Annotated in this window: 15 protein-coding genes; 3 read left to right on the top strand and 12 right to left on the bottom strand. The window is 62.6% G+C overall.

Annotated features, from left to right (window positions below; genetic code table 11):
• Positions 1-43: 43 nt before the first annotated feature.
• The 8 genes from fabF to P0D71_RS34505 all read right to left on the bottom strand — a co-directional run bounded on the left by fabF (position 44) and on the right by P0D71_RS34505 (position 7013).
• Positions 44-1282, bottom strand: coding sequence for a beta-ketoacyl-ACP synthase II (gene fabF, locus P0D71_RS34540; RefSeq protein WP_074285870.1), 1239 nt, complete (start codon positions 1280-1282; stop codon positions 44-46).
• 232 nt (positions 1283-1514) lie between these two features.
• A complete protein-coding gene (gene acpP, locus P0D71_RS34535; RefSeq protein ID WP_004197638.1) occupies positions 1515-1754 on the bottom strand; it encodes an acyl carrier protein in 240 nt (79 codons plus the stop codon).
• A gap of 151 nt (positions 1755-1905) precedes the next feature.
• The gene (gene fabG / locus P0D71_RS34530) at positions 1906-2655 is read right to left on the bottom strand and encodes a 3-oxoacyl-ACP reductase FabG (RefSeq protein ID WP_091792561.1); all 750 of its coding nucleotides are present in this window, start codon (positions 2653-2655) and stop codon (positions 1906-1908) included.
• A 105-nt stretch (positions 2656-2760) separates the two neighbouring features.
• Positions 2761-3696, bottom strand: a complete 936-nt coding sequence (gene fabD / locus P0D71_RS34525; RefSeq protein WP_091792560.1) for an ACP S-malonyltransferase — start codon at positions 3694-3696, stop codon at positions 2761-2763.
• Between the two features lie 111 nt (positions 3697-3807).
• Positions 3808-4797, bottom strand: coding sequence for a beta-ketoacyl-ACP synthase III (locus tag P0D71_RS34520; protein ID WP_408483749.1), 990 nt, complete (start codon positions 4795-4797; stop codon positions 3808-3810).
• Positions 4797-5903: a phosphate acyltransferase PlsX gene (gene plsX, locus P0D71_RS34515; protein ID WP_408353725.1), complete on the bottom strand. Its 1107-nt coding sequence runs from the start codon at positions 5901-5903 to the stop codon at positions 4797-4799. Before plsX ends, P0D71_RS34520 begins: the two co-directional genes overlap by 1 nt.
• A 184-nt stretch (positions 5904-6087) precedes the next feature.
• On the bottom strand, positions 6088-6267 hold the full coding sequence (gene rpmF / locus P0D71_RS34510; RefSeq protein WP_006051932.1) for a 50S ribosomal protein L32: 180 nt from the start codon (positions 6265-6267) through the stop codon (positions 6088-6090).
• A 101-nt stretch (positions 6268-6368) separates the two neighbouring features.
• Positions 6369-7013 (bottom strand): DUF177 domain-containing protein, encoded by a 645-nt coding sequence (locus P0D71_RS34505; protein ID WP_408300280.1) that lies wholly within the window; start codon positions 7011-7013, stop codon positions 6369-6371.
• Between the two features lie 271 nt (positions 7014-7284).
• Here P0D71_RS34505 and P0D71_RS34500 point away from each other — a divergent pair, with 271 nt between their 5' ends.
• Both P0D71_RS34500 and P0D71_RS34495 read left to right on the top strand, forming a co-directional pair.
• Positions 7285-7902, top strand: coding sequence for a Maf-like protein (locus P0D71_RS34500; RefSeq protein WP_408483748.1), 618 nt, complete (start codon positions 7285-7287; stop codon positions 7900-7902).
• The gene (locus tag P0D71_RS34495; protein ID WP_408185418.1) at positions 7899-8618 is read left to right on the top strand and encodes an SAM-dependent methyltransferase; all 720 of its coding nucleotides are present in this window, start codon (positions 7899-7901) and stop codon (positions 8616-8618) included. Before P0D71_RS34500 ends, P0D71_RS34495 begins: the two co-directional genes overlap by 4 nt.
• Before the next feature lie 99 nt (positions 8619-8717).
• On the opposite strand, the gene P0D71_RS34490 is transcribed toward P0D71_RS34495, so the two are convergent.
• From P0D71_RS34490 to P0D71_RS34475, 4 genes are read right to left on the bottom strand one after another with little or no spacing between them, the layout of a single operon-like run.
• Positions 8718-9722 (bottom strand): S49 family peptidase, encoded by a 1005-nt coding sequence (locus tag P0D71_RS34490; RefSeq protein WP_091792553.1) that lies wholly within the window; start codon positions 9720-9722, stop codon positions 8718-8720.
• A gap of 33 nt (positions 9723-9755) precedes the next feature.
• A complete protein-coding gene (locus tag P0D71_RS34485) occupies positions 9756-10157 on the bottom strand; it encodes a Rieske (2Fe-2S) protein (RefSeq protein WP_091792552.1) in 402 nt (133 codons plus the stop codon).
• A complete protein-coding gene (locus P0D71_RS34480; RefSeq protein ID WP_091792551.1) occupies positions 10154-10813 on the bottom strand; it encodes an HAD-IA family hydrolase in 660 nt (219 codons plus the stop codon). Before P0D71_RS34480 ends, P0D71_RS34485 begins: the two co-directional genes overlap by 4 nt.
• Positions 10806-11831, bottom strand: coding sequence for an RluA family pseudouridine synthase (locus P0D71_RS34475; protein ID WP_408185420.1), 1026 nt, complete (start codon positions 11829-11831; stop codon positions 10806-10808). Before P0D71_RS34475 ends, P0D71_RS34480 begins: the two co-directional genes overlap by 8 nt.
• Before the next feature lie 732 nt (positions 11832-12563).
• Between P0D71_RS34475 and P0D71_RS34470 the strand changes: the two genes are divergently transcribed.
• Positions 12564-15842 carry an Rne/Rng family ribonuclease gene (locus tag P0D71_RS34470; protein WP_408483747.1) on the top strand — a complete coding sequence of 1093 codons (3279 nt, stop codon included), beginning with the start codon at positions 12564-12566 and terminating at the stop codon, positions 15840-15842.
• The last annotated feature ends 113 nt before the right edge of the window (positions 15843-15955 follow it).

Here is a 15955-nt window from a genome sequence, read left to right as displayed (position 1 = left end):
ACAACCGGCGCCGTCGACTGGCGCGTCACCAACTATCAGGCGATCAGGCGCGCTTGAAGACCAGCGTGCCGTTCGTGCCGCCGAACCCGAACGAGTTCTTCAGCGCGACGTCGATCTTCATTTCCCGCGCGGTATTAGCGCAGTAGTCCAGATCGCAGGCCGGATCCTGGTTGAAGATGTTGATGGTCGGCGGCGACACCTGATGATGCACGGCCAGCACGGTGAACACCGACTCCAGACCGCCGGCGCCACCCAGCAGGTGCCCCGTCATCGACTTGGTCGAATTCACGACCATGTCTTTGGCGTGATCGCCGAAAGCGCGCTTGATGCCGGTGGTTTCGGCCAGATCACCGAGCGGAGTGGACGTGCCGTGCGCGTTCAGGTAATTCACCTGGTCGGCATTGACACCCGCGTTCTTCATCGCGGCCAGCATGCAGCGGCGAGCGCCGTCGCCGTCTTCCAGCGGCGCGGTCATGTGATAAGCGTCGCCGCTCATCCCATAGCCGCTGACTTCGGCGTAAATCTTCGCGCCGCGTGCCTTCGCGTGCTCGTACTCTTCGAGCACCATGACGCCGGCACCCTCGCCCAGCACAAATCCGTCACGGTCCTTGTCCCACGGACGGCTCGCCGTTGCCGGATCGTCATTGCGCTGCGACAGCGCACGCGCCGCCGCAAAGCCGCCGACACCGAGCGGCGACACAGTCGATTCCGCGCCGCCGGCGATCATCACGTCGGCGTCACCGTATTCGATCAGGCGCGAAGCCTCGCCGATACAATGCAGGCCCGTGGTACAGGCCGTGACGATAGCCAGATTCGGTCCCTTGATGCCGAATTTGATCGACAGGTGGCCGGAGATCATGTTGATGATCGACGCCGGCACGAAGAACGGCGAAATACGGCGTGGGCCGCGATTGAGCAGTTCGGTTTGCGTCACTTCGATCATCGGCAAGCCGCCGATGCCCGAACCGACCACTACACCGATACGCTCCGAATTCTCGTCGGTGACTTCGAGGCCGCTGTCCTGCATCGCCTGGATGCCTGCAGCCACGCCGTAATGGATAAACGTATCCATGTGGCGCGCTTCCTTACCGGGGATGTAGTCCTCGATATTGAAGCCCTTCACCTCGCCGGCAAAACGAGTCGAAAAGTTCGACGCATCGAACTTCGTGATATTGGCAATACCCGACTTGCCGGCGACCAGATTGGCCCAGCCGTCGGCAACATTATTGCCAACAGGCGAAATCAGCCCCAGGCCTGTAACAACAACACGACGGCGGCTCACGGTAACCCCTTTTTCATAGATGACAAAAGCAAAAGCCACAGCGGCCACAGGAACTTGCCCTGTATGCCCTGTGGCTGTTTAACTCGGCAATCGCGCGAAAAATTGCGCAGTCAACATCGCTCGCTCCTGCTTGGCAAAACGCGTGGCAAAAAGCGCCAACCCTGCTGGCGTCGGCAACCGACACGGCAGGGCGTCATACGCCGCCAACGCAGAAACGCGGGCGCGAATGACCTTAGGCCTTGACGTTCGCGCGAGCGTAGTCGATCGCTTGCTGAACGGTGGTGATCTTCTCGGCTTCTTCATCCGGAATTTCCATGCCGAACTCGTCTTCGAGGGCCATCACGAGTTCAACGGTGTCGAGCGAGTCGGCGCCGAGGTCGTTCACGAACGAAGCTTCGTTCTTGATCTCAGCTTCTGCAACGCCCAGTTGTTCTGCGACGATCTTCTTGACGCGCTGTTCGATATTGTCCATTACCCCTCCAAGGGAAAAGAAGTTCAAAAATACAGGTGCGCGCATTTTATCAGGTTTGACCCGGCAAAAAAGCGGCGCATCGGGTGGCTGTCAAGGCATGCGCCTTACGCATTTACAAACGCATCAAGGCGCGGATAGTAACCGAATTTGGTTACGACATGTACATCCCACCGTTTACATGCAATGTCGTGCCGGTGATATAGCCCGCGTGTGGCGACGCCAGAAACGCCACGGCGTGCGCAATATCTTCCGGGCTGCCGAGACGGCCGAGCGGAATCTGCGTCTTCAGCGCCGTTTGCTGCTCTTCCGGCAACGTCTTGGTCATGTCGGTATCGATAAAGCCCGGCGCGACACAATTCACCGTGATGCCGCGGCTGCCGATCTCGCGTGCGAGCGCGCGCGTCATGCCCGCCACGCCCGCTTTCGCGGCGGCGTAGTTGACTTGCCCCGGGTTGCCGGCCGAGCCGACCACCGACGTGATGTTGATGATGCGGCCGCCCTTCGCCTTCATCATGGGACGCAGCACCGCGCGCGACAGCCGGAACACCGACTTGAGGTTGGTGTCGATCACCGCGTCCCAATCGTCGTCCTTCATGCGCATGGCGAGTTGGTCCTGCGTGATGCCGGCGTTATTCACCAGTACGTGCAGCGCGCCGAATTCCTTCACCGTGCCGTCGATCAACGCTTCCGCCGCGGCCGCGTCGTTCACGTTGAGCACCGCGCCTCGGCCGTTCACGCCGGCGGCGTTAAACGCTTCGCTGATTGCGGCTGCGCCGCTTTCGCTGGTCGCCGTGCCGATTACCGTCGCGCCCTGGCGCGCCAGTTCCATGGCGATCGCCCGGCCAATACCGCGCGAAGCGCCGGTCACGATTGCGATCTGCTTGTCGAGAGTCTTTTCCATCTGTCAGTCCGGATGCCCTTCGGAGGGCTGATTGATTCTTGATGCGATGATCTGATGCTCTCGCGCAGCGCGTGCTGCCAGCGCAAGGCACGCGCGGCGCAGTGCTCAGCCAGCCGTCACGAGTTTGAGCGTCTCTTCGAGCGAAGCCGGATCGAAGATCGAAGCGCCGACCAGATTACCGTCGATACGCTTGGTCAAACCCGCAAGGACCTTGCCCGGACCGCATTCGATCACGTGCGTGACGCCCTGAGCGGACATGGCCTGAACGCTTTCCACCCAGCGCACCGCACCGGCGGCCTGGCGCACCAACGCGTCCTTGATCCCGGCCGGTTCGTTGACCACGGCAACGTCCACGTTGTTGATGACCGGAATGGCCGGCACCTGCACGTCGACACTCGCGAGATACTCGCGCAATTGATCCGACGCGGGCTTGAGCAGCGACGAGTGAAACGGCGCCGAGACCGGCAGCGGCAACGCGCGCTTGGCGCCCTTAGCCTTCGCGACTTCGCAGGCCTTTTCGACCGCGGCCTTGTGGCCCGCAATCACGACCTGCGCCGGCGCATTGAAATTGACTGCCTCGACGACGCCCGCAACCGACGCTTCAGCGCACACCGCGCGCACCGTGTCGTCGTCGAGGCCGAGGATCGCGGCCATACCGCCTTCACCGACCGGCACCGCCGTTTGCATGGCTTGCGCGCGAAAACGCACGAGCGGCACGGCATCGCGAAACGCGAGCGCACCCGCCGCGACCAGCGCGGTGTATTCACCCAGGCTGTGGCCTGCGACGATCGCCGGCTTCGGGCCGCCAGCCTGCAACCACGCGCGATACATGGCGTAGGAGGCGGTCAGCATGACAGGCTGGGTGTTGGTGGTGAGGTTCAGATCTTCGGCGGGGCCTTCGGCGATCAGCTTGCCGAGGTCCTGATTGAGCGCGTCGGAGGCTTCCTGAACCGTCTCACGCACGACCGCGTGATCGGCGAACGCGTTGAGCATGCCGACCGACTGCGATCCTTGCCCAGGAAAAACGAACGCAAATTTCATATCGTCCCCAAAATCGATGTTGTCAGATGTGGGTGGCGCGCCCGGTTGACGGCGAGCGCGCTCAAGCGTAGCCGAGCGCCGTGAAGCGCGCTCGCCATAGCGTCGCCGCTATCAGTAGCGGATAACCGAAGCGCCCCACGTGAAGCCGCCGCCGACGCCTTCGATCAGCACGTTCTGGCCGCGTTTGATGCGGCCGTCGCGCACGGCGACGTCGAATGCGAGCGGAATGGACGCAGCCGACGTATTGCCGTGCTCGCCCACCGTGACGACCATGCGTTCCTGCGGCAAGCCGAGCTTGCGGCAGGTGCTTTGCATGATGCGGATATTCGCCTGATGCGGAATCAGCCAGTCGACCTGCTCAGCCGACAGATTGGCTTTCTCGAGCGCTTCGACCGCGACCTTTTCGAGCACATTGACGGCAAGCTTGAACACGGCCTGTCCGTCCATATGCAGAAACGCGCTGCCGGCTACCACACCGCCGTTCACGTTGCCCGGCGTGCAGAGAATGTTCGAATGGCTGCCGTCCGCGTGGAGCGCGCTAGCGAGCACGCCCGGTTCTTCGGATGCCTGCAGGATCACCGCGCCCGCGCCGTCGCCGAACAGCACGCAGGTGGTGCGGTCTTTGAAGTCGAGAATGCGTGAGAAGGTTTCCGCGCCGATCACGAGCGCCGTACGATGCTGACCGCTGCGAATGAAGCTGTCCGCCGTCGCCACCGCATAGGCAAAACCGGAACAGACGGCCTGCACGTCGAAGGCCGCGCCGTGGTTCTTGATGCCGAGCTTGCTCTGCAACAGGCACGCCGTGCTCGGAAACACGAAGTCCGGAGTGGACGTGGCGACAATGATCAGATCGATGGACTGCGGGTCGATATCTGCCGCTTCGATCGCACGTTGCGAAGCGATGAACGCCAGATCGCTGGTCGTGACATCAGGTTCCGCGAAGTGGCGAGCATGGATGCCCGTGCGGGCGACGATCCACTCGTCGCTCGTCTCGACGCCCTGCTTGGCGAGACGTTCGGCCAGATCCTGATTGGTGACGCGGTTGGGCGGCAGGTAGCTGCCGGTGCCCAGCACGCGGGAATAAATTGTCGATTGAGCCATTATGCCTTCGAGGATTGCGCAGCGTAGGGCTCGGCTGGCTGGCCTGCGATCGGGCTTGCGTGGCCCGCACCGCTCGCGTCGCGCGCCGCCTGTTCAAGAGAACCCGCGTTCTCTTCCATCGCTCGCGCGAGGCGCTCCAGCACGCCGTTTTTGACGGCATCATACCCGCGTTTGATAGCCCACTCAAACCCGTAGGCATCCGCCGAACCGTGGCTTTTGATCACCAGCCCGCGCAGGCCGAGCAACGCGGCACCATTGTATTGCCGATGATCGACGCGTTTCTTGAACCGCATCAATACCGGCAATGCGAGCACCGCCATCACCTTGGTCAGCCACGAACGGCCAAACTCTTCCTTGATGATGTTGGACAGCATCTGCGCGAGGCCCTCCGACGTCTTCAGCGCGACATTGCCGACAAAACCGTCGCAGACGATGACGTCGACCGTGCCTTTGAAGATATCGTTGCCTTCAACGTTACCGTGAAAGTTAAGTGTACTCGCGCGCAGCAATTCGCCGGCACGTTTGATGGTGTCGTTGCCCTTGATGACTTCTTCGCCGATATTGAGCAGACCGATGGTGGGCCGCTCCTTACCCTCGAGCGCCGACACGAGCGCGTGCCCCATCTCCGCGAACTGCAGCAGATGCTGAGGTTCACAGTCGACGTTGGCGCCCAGGTCGAGCATCATCGTGTAGCCATTGGGATTGGGCAGTGCCGACGCGATAGCCGGGCGTTCGATGCCCGACAGCGTTTTCAGCACATAGCGCGAGACCGCCATCAGCGCGCCGGTGTTGCCGGCGGAAATGCAGGCTTGCGCCTCGCCTTCCTTGACGCGGTTCAGCGCCACGCGCATGGAGGAATCTTTTTTCTTGCGCAGCGCGACTTCGACCGGATCGTCCATGGCGACGATCTCGGACGCGGGTACGACGGTCAGCGCCGGCAGGTCCTGAGCCTTCAACTTCTTCAGCTGCGCACGAATCGCACTTTCAATGCCGACGAGCAGCAACTGCGCATCGGGATGCGAACGAACGAAGTTGACGGCAGCGGGAACGGTCACGGACGGGCCGTGGTCGCCTCCCATGCAATCTATCGTGAGCTTTACTGTCATGGAGTGCGACGAATTTCAGGCGCCCTGCATGGGACCGCGGTAGGCGCTAAATTGCCAGCTGCGATCGACACAAAAAAGCGGCAATTGAATGCCGCTTTTTTGCCGAGCCGGGAAAATGTCAAGCGAGCCGATCGCCACGCGAAACGCCAAGGGGCGACACGCAGAGAAACAGGCGGCGAAACGATTAATCGTTCTTCGTCTTGACAACTTTCTTGCCACGATAGTAGCCGTTCGGGCTAACGTGGTGACGCAGATGCACTTCGCCCGTGCTCGGTTCCACGGCCAGCGGCGCTGCCGTCAGAAAATCGTGCGAACGGTGCATGCCGCGCTTCGACGGCGACTTCTTGTTTTGCTGAACTGCCATGACTAACTCCTAAAAATTTTCCGGATTCTAACACAGCCCGACTCGGTGTCCGCCACTGGCCGAGTGGCCAATGCGCCCGCGTCGCGCTCCAATGCAACTGTTCAGTGCTTCTTGTCGCCCGGCTCACCGCGCTTGAGACTCTGGAGCGCCGCAAACGGATTCGGCCGCTCGGGCTCACCGCCCTCATCAGCCTCGTCCAGTGCGCCCTCGTCGCCCTCGCCTTCAGTACCGGCCACACCAGAGACGAGACTCTCGTGCACTTCGGGACAGACCTCATGCTTGGGCACGAGCGGCAAGGAAAGCAGCAACTCTTCTTCGATCAAGTCGATGAGATCGAAATGGTTCGAGCCCACGATCACTTCGACTTCATCCTCGTCGAGCGGAAACTCTTCGGCTTCCGCCTCAGTGTTGACGATCCGGTAAGTTGCATCGACGTTGAATGCCTGCAAGTACGGTGTCATGCACCGCTGACATTCGAGCCATGCGGCGCCGTGAATCGCCATCCTCAAATAAGGCTGGGGACCCTCGGTGCCGTCGTCCTGCAATTCCGGCTGCGTCGTTCCTTCGGCTTGCCAGGTGAACGCGGTATCGCGGTCTGGCGCTTCTGCCGGGACTTCGTTTAACATGCGCGGCAGTTGCGAGACGCGCACGACACCCGCGGCCTGACGCGCACTCCGCGCAAATTCGAACAGATCGAGATTATGCGGGTCGGACAGACCTGCAGGGTTGCCAGGATGTTGAGTCATGTGCGCTCCTGCTTCGGCAAGGGTTTCGCCGGGGTATAAACCGCGGGGTATAACCGGTTTGCGAGACAACCTGAAAGACCCGCGAGTTGTACGCCACGCCTGCAAGTCCGCTTGCACGCCTGACACACACCGAGGCCCGCCTAGCGCAAGCATACCGATGAAAAGCCCAAAATCATATCCGTTTTGTCTTTTCGAGTCAAACACTTAAGCCCGTACACGCGCAAGCTTTCCGCGACCCCGTACGTTCCGCCTCTCTAGCCGTTGATTGCCCATGCCAGATTCCCTCAATCGCCCGCCACGCCTGATCCTGGCGTCGAGTTCGCCTTATCGCCGCGAGCTGCTCGAACGCCTGCGTGTGCCGTTCGATGTCGTCGTACCCGCGATCGACGAGACGCCGCTCGCCGGCGAGACGCCCGAAGTGACCGCTCTGCGCCTCGCGCAAGCCAAAGCTCGCGCGGTTGCCGGTGGACTCGGCGCCGGTGAGGCCGCGCTCGTAATCGGCTCCGATCAGGTTGCGACCTATGACGGTCTGCAAATCGGTAAACCGGGCACCCACGCCAATGCGCTGGCGCAACTGCAGGCAATGCGCGGCCGCGAAGTGCAATTCCATAGTGCATTGTGTCTGTTCGACAGTCGCTCGGGGACAGTGCAAGCCGCCGACGTGATTACCCGCGTACAATTCCGCGATCTGCCGGACGCCACGCTGGAGGCCTATCTGCTGGCCGAAACGCCGTACGACGTTGCAGGCAGCGCGAAATCCGAAGGACTCGGCATCGCGTTGCTCGAAGCCATCCATTCCGACGACCCCACCGCGCTCGTCGGCCTGCCGTTGATCGCACTGTCGCGCATGCTGCTCGCAGTGGGCTTTCCGCTTCTGGGGGCGCAATGACCGGCACGCTCTATCTGATTCCGAACACGCTCGGCGAAGGCGACGCCGAGGCGCTCGACGCCGTTCTGCCGGCGCCGGTACGCGCCCGCGCGGCTTCGCTTCACTATTACATCGGCGAAAACGCGAAAACCACGCGCGCGTTCCTGAAAAAGGTCGGCACGGAACGGCCGATCCAGGAAATCGAGATCCGCGAACTGAACGTCAACACGCCGGCCGGGGAGATCGATAAGCTACTTGCGCCGCTTCTAGCCGGCACCGACGCCGGTCTCGTCTCCGAAGCGGGCTGTCCGGCGGTCGCCGACCCCGGCGCCCTGCTGGTGCGCCGCGCGCATGAACGAGGAGTGAAAGTGGTGCCGTTCGTTGGCCCCAGTTCGATTCTGTTAGCCTTGATGGCTTCCGGGCTCAACGGCCAGAGCTTTGCGTTTCACGGCTACCTGCCGGTCGACGCCACGGAGCGAGCCAAACGCCTGCGAGACCTCGAACAGCAATCACGCAAAGGCAAGCAGACGCAGATCTTTATCGAGACGCCCTACCGGAACCGCGCGCTGCTGGATACGTTACTGGCGACGTGTGCGCCTTCCACGCTCGTCTGCGTGGCGGTCGACCTGACGCTGGAAACCGAAACCATTGCCAGCCGCACCGTAGCCGACTGGAAGAAACAGCCTGCAATCGATCTGCACAAGCGGCCGGCCATTTTTCTGATCCTGGCCGTTTGATCCGGGCCAACCCGGGATAGGTATAAAAAAGCCCCGCGCGATCGTCAAAACATCGATCGCGCGGGGCTTTTCACATCAGCACGTCAACAAATCAGCACATCAACGCAGATTCAGCTTCCCGCCGAGCGCCATGGCGTGAACCGCACCACTGCCCACCGCCGCGCCGAATTTACGCGCAACGCGGTCCGTAATGCTCTCTTTCACCGTGTAGTCGACAATATCCGGCGCCTTAAAGAGGTCGCGCGCTACGTAATCCGCGTCGCCGAAACCATCGGCGAGACCGAGCTCAACGCTTTTTTGACCGGTCCAGAAAAGCCCTGAGAACATATCCGGCGTTTCATGCAGGCGCTTGCCGCGCCCCTGGCGAACGGCGTCGATAAATTGCGCGTGAATCTGATCGAGCATGTCTTGCGCGTGTTCGTCCATCTTCGGCGTTTCCGGCGAGAACGGGTCGAAAAAGCCCTTGTTCTCACCCGATGTGTGCAAACGGCGCTGAATTCCCAGCTTATCCATCAGGCCGGTAAAGCCGAAGCTATCCATCAGCACGCCGATCGAGCCGACGATGCTCGCCTTGTCCACGTAAATCTTGTCGGCCGCCGCGGCCGCATAATAGCCGCCCGACGCGCACATATCGCCCACGACGACGTAGAGCGGAATTGACGGATATTTGACGCGCAAACGACGAATTTCGCTGTAGATAATGCCCGCCTGCACCGGACTGCCACCCGGACTATTACAGCGCAGGATCACGCCGGCGGTGCCCGCATCGTCGAACGCACTTTGCAGCGCGGTGTTGATATCTTCCGCGTTCGCGTTCGTATCAGCGGAGATCTCGCCGTCAAGCGATATCAAAGCCGTGTGGCGGCCGGTGGCAGCCACCTTGTCACCGGACAAGTCGATGGCGGCCCATATTGCCAGCAGCAGGACGACGAGGAAAACGAAGCGGAAAAAGATTTTCCAGCGCCGCGCCGCGCGCTGCTCATTGATCGCGGCAAGAGCAATGCGCTCGAGCGCCGCGCGTTCCCAACCGGGCTCATCGGCAGGCGTGCGGGGGCGGCCTGTCAGGGACGGTTCCTTCGGCTCGGGAGTCAAATTGTCGGACATGCGGTGCAGTGGAAAGGTCGAAGAAGAGAAAAATCAGGGGGTGTCCGGACGCAGTTCGCCGTCAGGCAGCCAGAAAACCGCGCGGCCTTCCGGCGTATCGCGTTCGTCCACCTGCACGGGCCGCAATCTGCCGCCGCGGCACGGACCACCGACGCATTTGCCTGTGTCCGGCGCGTAAATCGCACCGTGTGTAGCGCACATCAAGTATAAACCGGACGATTCGAAGAACTGGCCCTCGGCCCAGTCCAGCTCCATCGGCACATGGGCGCAGCGGTTCAGGTAGCCGTAAGCGCGGCCATCATAGCGAACAAAAAATACGACGACGTCGCCTCCGCCGAGCTTCGCCCCGCGGCGCACGCCCGCGCCGCCGTCGACCAATTCCGCCGACGCGCAAATGCGAACCGCCTGCGCCGCGTCCGGTGTCTGCTCGCTCATGCGTTTTCTCGCAGCCAGCCCGACAGCACACTGACGCTCGACGCCACGAACTTCGGCGATAACGCACTCAACGAGCCCGCAGGATGCGCCCCGTATGTGACACCGATGCCCGCGACACCCGCGTTGATCGCCATTTGCAGATCGTGCGTCGTATCGCCGACCATTACCGTGCGGGCATTGTCCTGCCCTAGTTCACGCGTCAATTCGTGCAACATGGCCGGGTGCGGCTTCGAGAAAGTCTCGTCGGCGCAGCGGGTGCCGTCGAACAGGCTCGTGAGGCGCGACTGGTCGAGCGCGCGATTCAGCCCGACGCGGCTTTTGCCCGTGGCCACTGCCAATAGATAGCCCAGGTCGCGCAATTCCTGCAGCATTTCGCGCACACCGGCGAATAGCTCGGTGGTCTGATCCTTTACCAGATAGTGGAAGCGATAACGCTCGGCCAGCCGCGGATAGTCCGATGGGTCCAGCGTGGGCGCGGCAATTTGTAGCGCATCACGCAAACCGAGGCCGATGACGTAGCTCGCCGCCTCGTCGGCGGGAACCGGCAAGCCGAGATCGCGGCAAGCCGACTGGATGCTGCGCGTGATGTGGGCGGTCGAATCCATCAGCGTCCCGTCCCAGTCGAAGACGATCAGATCAAATTGCTCTCTAGCCATGCGGTGTCGTCTCCGGGTTTGACCCATTTCGTAATTCGTTGAGCTGCGCGATGAAGCTGCGGCATTCGGCCGGCAACGGCGCCTCGAACTGCAGCGGCGCGCCGGTTGCCGGGTGCGTGAGCTTTAACCGGTAGGCGTGCAGGAACATGCGCTTCAGGCCCGGCTTCGCATTGGCGCGCGCCAATGCCTTATTCAGCGCGAAGTCGCCATATTTGGCGTCGCCGACGATCGGCAGTTCCAGATGCTGCAAGTGGACACGGATCTGATGCGTACGCCCGGTCTTCAGTTCCGCCTCGAGCAGCGCGTACTCCGGCCAGCGGTCGATCAGATTGAAAACCGTGTGCGACGCGAGGCCGTCGGGCTGCACGCGCACGCGCCGTTCGCCGTCCGCGGTCAAATACTTGTGCAGCGGCTCCTTGACCGCGCGGCGGCGGCCCCAATCGCTCGCCCAGTCGCCGTGAACGCAAGCATAGTAGCGCTTGTCCATTTTGTTCTCGCGAATCTGCTCGTGCAGATTGACGAGCGCCGAGCGCTTCTTGGCGAGCATCAGGATGCCGGAAGTCTCGCGATCCAGCCGATGTACCAATTCGAGGAATTTCGCCTGCGGACGCGCCTCGCGCATCTGCTCGATCACGCCGAATGCCACCCCGCTGCCACCGTGCACGGCCACGCCGGCCGGTTTGTCGATGACCAGCAGATGCTCGTCTTCGAAAATGATCTTGAAATGGGCGGCGGGTACCGGCGCCTGGGCGGCGGTTTCGCTCGGTTGGGCGACGCGAATGGGTGGCACACGCACCAGGTCGCCTAGTTCGAGCCGGTACTGCGCATCTATCCGGCCCTTATTCACGCGCACCTCACCGCTGCGCAGGATGCGGTAAATATGGCTTTTCGGCACGCCTTTACAGACGCGTAACAGGAAGTTGTCGATGCGCTGTCCGGCCGCACTATCGTCGATCTCGATCATCGAGACCTGGTCGCTTGCGACCGATTTCTGGGATATTTTGCCTAACTCTTTCATTCTGAATATAATTTGCCCAGCAGTCTGCGGCGGCCGGCGCAGTGTTCGGAATTCGGGCGGATTGCGCAGGCGCAAGCGATAAACCGTTATTTTACTTGCGCCGGGGTCTGGTTGCTCACCCTGAAAATGAGATGCAACAAGTTGCACGCACGAAGTCAGTGCCCGGCAGGGACGGCGCCCATAGGCGCGTTCGGTCAAGGTCGGCTTCGACGGTAACGGAATTTTGGTAAAAAAGAATTTAACTTTCAGCTTCGGTATCGGGCGGTCTGACGCCCAGTTGTACGAGGCTGCAAGTTGCGAAAATACGGCGTGCGCCCGAGGCGTCTTGTAGAAAGTACAAGACATGGCGACGTCAAAATGAGGCGAGACACCCCCAGCAGGAAAAGACGCGCCGACTGCGCGAACTTCCCGCTGCGGCATGGCCGCAGCCTTCGACCCTCCGGTCACGCGCCCAGTTGGCGCACCGGCGCGAGTGGACGAAGGCTTTTGAAGGTCTGCCGGCAGAACCCGCGGCGTGTCGGGTCGTTATTTGAAGCCGTGTTCGCATGTGCCCTGCGGCACCGCGCCCATTTTTCAATGGGGCCGGGCCCTCTCAGGCAATTCTCCCGCCAGTTTTCCCGCTCCAGCGTGCTTGTGAAAACACAATAAGGCGCGGCATGCCGCTGCCCGCTTCGCTCTCGCGACTGACAACCGCGCAGCGATGGGCTGGCTAAGCCGCTCTGGAGCCGTTCAATGAAACGAATGTTGTTCAACGCGACGCAGCAGGAAGAACTGCGCGTCGCCATCGTCGATGGGCAAAAACTCATCGATATCGACATCGAAACCGCCGGGCGCGAACAGCGCAAAGGCAATATTTACAAGGGCATCATTACGCGCATCGAGCCGTCGCTCGAAGCCTGTTTCGTCAACTACGGCGAAGACCGCCACGGCTTTCTGCCGTTCAAGGAAGTCGCCCGCCAGTATTTCCGCGACGGCGTCGACATGCGCTCGGCGCGCATCCAGGACGCCCTCCGCGAAGGCCAGGAACTGATCGTTCAGGTCGAAAAGGAAGAGCGCGGCAACAAAGGCGCGGCCCTCACCACCTTCATTTCGCTCGCCGGCCGGTATCTGGTTCTGATGCCGAACAACCCGCGCGGCGGCGGCGTGTCGCGCCGGATCGAAGGCGACGACCGTCAGGAACTGCGCGAAACCATGGCGCAGCTGCAATTGCCGGAAGGCATGAGCATCATCGCGCGCACGGCCGGCATTGGCCGCAGCGCCGAAGAGCTGCAGTGGGACCTGAACTACCTGATGCAACTGTGGCGCGCGATCGAAGCTGCGTCGCAGAGCGGTTCGAACGGTCAGCCGATGCTGATTTATCTCGAATCGAGCCTCGTGATCCGCGCGATTCGCGACTACTTCCAGCCGGATATCGGCGAAATCCTGATCGACACCACTGAAATTCATGACCAGGCACGCGCCTTCATGGATATCGTGATGCCGGACAATGTCAGCAAGGTGAAGCGGTACCACGACGACGTACCGCTCTTCTCGCGCTTCCAGATCGAACACCAGATCGAAACGGCGTACTCGCGCACGGTGCCGCTGCCCTCGGGCGGCGCGATCGTGATCGACCACACCGAAGCACTGGTCGCGATCGACGTGAACTCGGCCCGCGCCACCAAGGGCGCCGACATCGAGGAAACCGCCGCGCGCACCAACCTCGAAGCCGCCGACGAAGTCGCCCGCCAATTGCGCCTGCGCGATCTGGGCGGCCTGATCGTGATCGACTTCATCGACATGGAATCGGCCAAGAGCCAGCGTGAAGTCGAGCAACGCCTGAAAGACGCGCTGAAGCACGACCGTGCGCGCGTCCAGATGGGCAAGATCTCGCGTTTCGGCCTGATGGAACTGTCGCGCCAGCGTCTGCGCCCGGCCCTGTCCGAAGGCAGCCACGTGACCTGCCCGCGCTGTAACGGCACGGGTCACATCCGCGATACCGAATCGTCCGCGCTGCAAGTGCTGCGGATCATTCAGGAAGAAGCGATGAAGGAAAACACCGCGGCAATTCACTGCCAGGTGCCGGTCGAAGTGACCGCCTTCCTGCTGAACGAAAAGCGCGCTGAAATCAACAAGATCGAGTCGCGCTTCAAGGTCAACGTCGTCCTGATTCCGAACAAGCATCTCGATACGCCGCATTACAAGCTCGAGCGTCTGCGTCACGACGACGCGCGCCTCGACGAACCGCGCGCTTCGTGGAAGATGGCCGAAGAAGCGGCCCGCGAACTCGAATCGGAAACCGGTTACAGCAAGCGCACCGAAGAAGCAAAGCCGAAGCAGGAAGCGGCGGTCAAGGGCATTACGCCTGAAAAGCCGGCGCCGAGCGCACCGGTTCGCCCTGTCGCTGCCCCGGCTCCGGTCGCGGTCACGCCGGCAAGCGGTGGGTTCATCGGCTGGCTGAAGAATCTGTTCGGCATGCAGCCGGCGGCACCGGCGCCTGTCGCGCCGGCTACGACCGACAAGCAGACGCGTCCGCAACGCGGCGAACGCACGGAGCGCGGTGAGCGCACCGGTGAACGCGGTGGCGATCGCAACCGCAATCGCCGTGGCGGCGCAGGCGGCCGCGATGCAGCGGGCCGCGGCGAAGGCGCGACCGGCGGCCGTCAGGCTCAAGGCCAGCAGCCGTCGCAGCGTCGCGAGGAACGCGAACCGCGTGAAGCACGCGAAGGCCGTGAGCCGCGTGAAGCGCGCGAGCCGCGTGGCAACCGTGAACCGCGTGAGGCCCGCGAAGGTCGTGAACCGCGCGAAACCCGCGAGCCCCGCGAACCGCGTGAAGGTCGCGAGGGTCGCGAAAACCGTGACCGCGACAATCGCGGCAACGACCGTGCGGAAGCCGTCGAAAGCGCACCGCGCGCTGAACGTGGCGAGCGCGGCGAACGTCCGGAGCGTGGCGAACGGCGTGAACGTGGTGATCGCGCTGAACGTGGCGAACGCCGCAAGCCGCAAACGGAAGCCACCGAGTCTCTGACGCAAAGCGACGCTCAACCGGCGGAAGAACTGGCGCAAAACCAGATCGCCCTGGGCGAAAACGGCGCGCAGATCGATCAGGAAGCCGTGGCGCGTGAAGGTGAAGAGCGTCGTCGTCGCCGTCGCGGCCGTCGCGGTGGTCGTCGTGAACGTGAAGAGGACGTGAACGGCAACCTCGCAGCGGACGTCGCGGAAGCTGAAGGCGACAACGCCGGCGTGGCCGACGAAGCGCCGGTGCGCACTGCGCACCAACCTGTCGAGCACAAGACGGAAGTCAACGAGGCGAAGGACGTGACGCCGGTGGAAGTGGTGGTCGCCGCTGTCGCGACTGAAACCGCCGTGGTCACCGAACTGCACGCTGCTACCGAAACGCCGGCTCTGGCTGTCGAAAAGGCTGCGAAGACGGAAACGGTCGTCCCGGTAGCGCAGGCGCCGGCGACTCCGGCTGCTGTCGAACCGGTCGCCGAAACGCCGGTAGCGCCCGCCGCTGCCGTGCCGGTCGAAGCAGCGCAAGCCGCGCCGGCCGTCAGCGAGACGGTTTCGCTTGTTGAACCGGTCGCACGCTTTGAAGCACCGGCTCAGACTCAAGTCGAAACGCCGGTGGTGGCGTCGCCTGTCGAAGCACAAGCCGCGCCGGCTCCGGTCGAAACCGCCGCTCCGGTTGCGGTCGTCGAAGCTCCGGCGGCTCAGCCTGTGTTGCATGCCGAGATCGCCGAAACGCAGCCGGTTGCGGCCGCGGTCGAGCCGACGGTGATCGAGTCCGCGCCTGTCGCCGTTGCACCGCAAGCACCGCGTCATGGCGCCGCGTCGGCGGAAGCCTTGAAGCCGGTGCTGGAACAAGCCGGTCTCGTCTGGGTGAACACCGACGCCGACAAGCTTCGCGCCGCTCAGGAAGCGGCCGCGCAGACGGTCAAGCCGGCTCGCGTGGTGCGCGAACGTAAATCGTTGCCGCCGCTCGACAGCGCGCCGATGCAACAAGTGGAAACGGGCAAGCATCCGCAGTAAGCTGCTCCGCTCCACCAGCAAAGCCCGCCTTCATGGCGGGCTTTTTTTATGCGCAGCGCGGGCGCGCCGGTGGCATGCACGTCCCCGTACACCCGACACCGCCGGGGGGTCCC

This window comes from Paraburkholderia sp. RL17-383-BIF-A (genome assembly GCF_046028015.1).
Taxonomy (GTDB): domain Bacteria; phylum Pseudomonadota; class Gammaproteobacteria; order Burkholderiales; family Burkholderiaceae; genus Paraburkholderia.
The sequence above is the reverse complement of the archived record's forward strand: the minus strand, read 5'-3'. Positions and strand labels throughout refer to the sequence as shown.

Coding starts and splice junctions, on each gene's coding strand:
- fabD (WP_091792560.1), bottom strand. CDS start 3,696: ATGAAATTTGCGTTCGTTTTTCCTGGGCAAGGATCGCAGTCGGTCGGC.
- fabG (WP_091792561.1), bottom strand. CDS start 2,655: ATGGAAAAGACTCTCGACAAGCAGATCGCAATCGTGACCGGCGCTTCG.
- rpmF (WP_006051932.1), bottom strand. CDS start 6,267: ATGGCAGTTCAGCAAAACAAGAAGTCGCCGTCGAAGCGCGGCATGCAC.
- P0D71_RS34500 (WP_408483748.1), top strand. CDS start 7,285: ATGCCAGATTCCCTCAATCGCCCGCCACGCCTGATCCTGGCGTCGAGT.
- P0D71_RS34520 (WP_408483749.1), bottom strand. CDS start 4,797: ATGGCTCAATCGACAATTTATTCCCGCGTGCTGGGCACCGGCAGCTAC.
- P0D71_RS34495 (WP_408185418.1), top strand. CDS start 7,899: ATGACCGGCACGCTCTATCTGATTCCGAACACGCTCGGCGAAGGCGAC.
- plsX (WP_408353725.1), bottom strand. CDS start 5,903: ATGACAGTAAAGCTCACGATAGATTGCATGGGAGGCGACCACGGCCCG.
- P0D71_RS34505 (WP_408300280.1), bottom strand. CDS start 7,013: ATGACTCAACATCCTGGCAACCCTGCAGGTCTGTCCGACCCGCATAAT.
- P0D71_RS34475 (WP_408185420.1), bottom strand. CDS start 11,831: ATGAAAGAGTTAGGCAAAATATCCCAGAAATCGGTCGCAAGCGACCAG.
- P0D71_RS34470 (WP_408483747.1), top strand. CDS start 12,564: ATGAAACGAATGTTGTTCAACGCGACGCAGCAGGAAGAACTGCGCGTC.
- acpP (WP_004197638.1), bottom strand. CDS start 1,754: ATGGACAATATCGAACAGCGCGTCAAGAAGATCGTCGCAGAACAACTG.
- P0D71_RS34485 (WP_091792552.1), bottom strand. CDS start 10,157: ATGAGCGAGCAGACACCGGACGCGGCGCAGGCGGTTCGCATTTGCGCG.
- P0D71_RS34480 (WP_091792551.1), bottom strand. CDS start 10,813: ATGGCTAGAGAGCAATTTGATCTGATCGTCTTCGACTGGGACGGGACG.
- P0D71_RS34490 (WP_091792553.1), bottom strand. CDS start 9,722: ATGTCCGACAATTTGACTCCCGAGCCGAAGGAACCGTCCCTGACAGGC.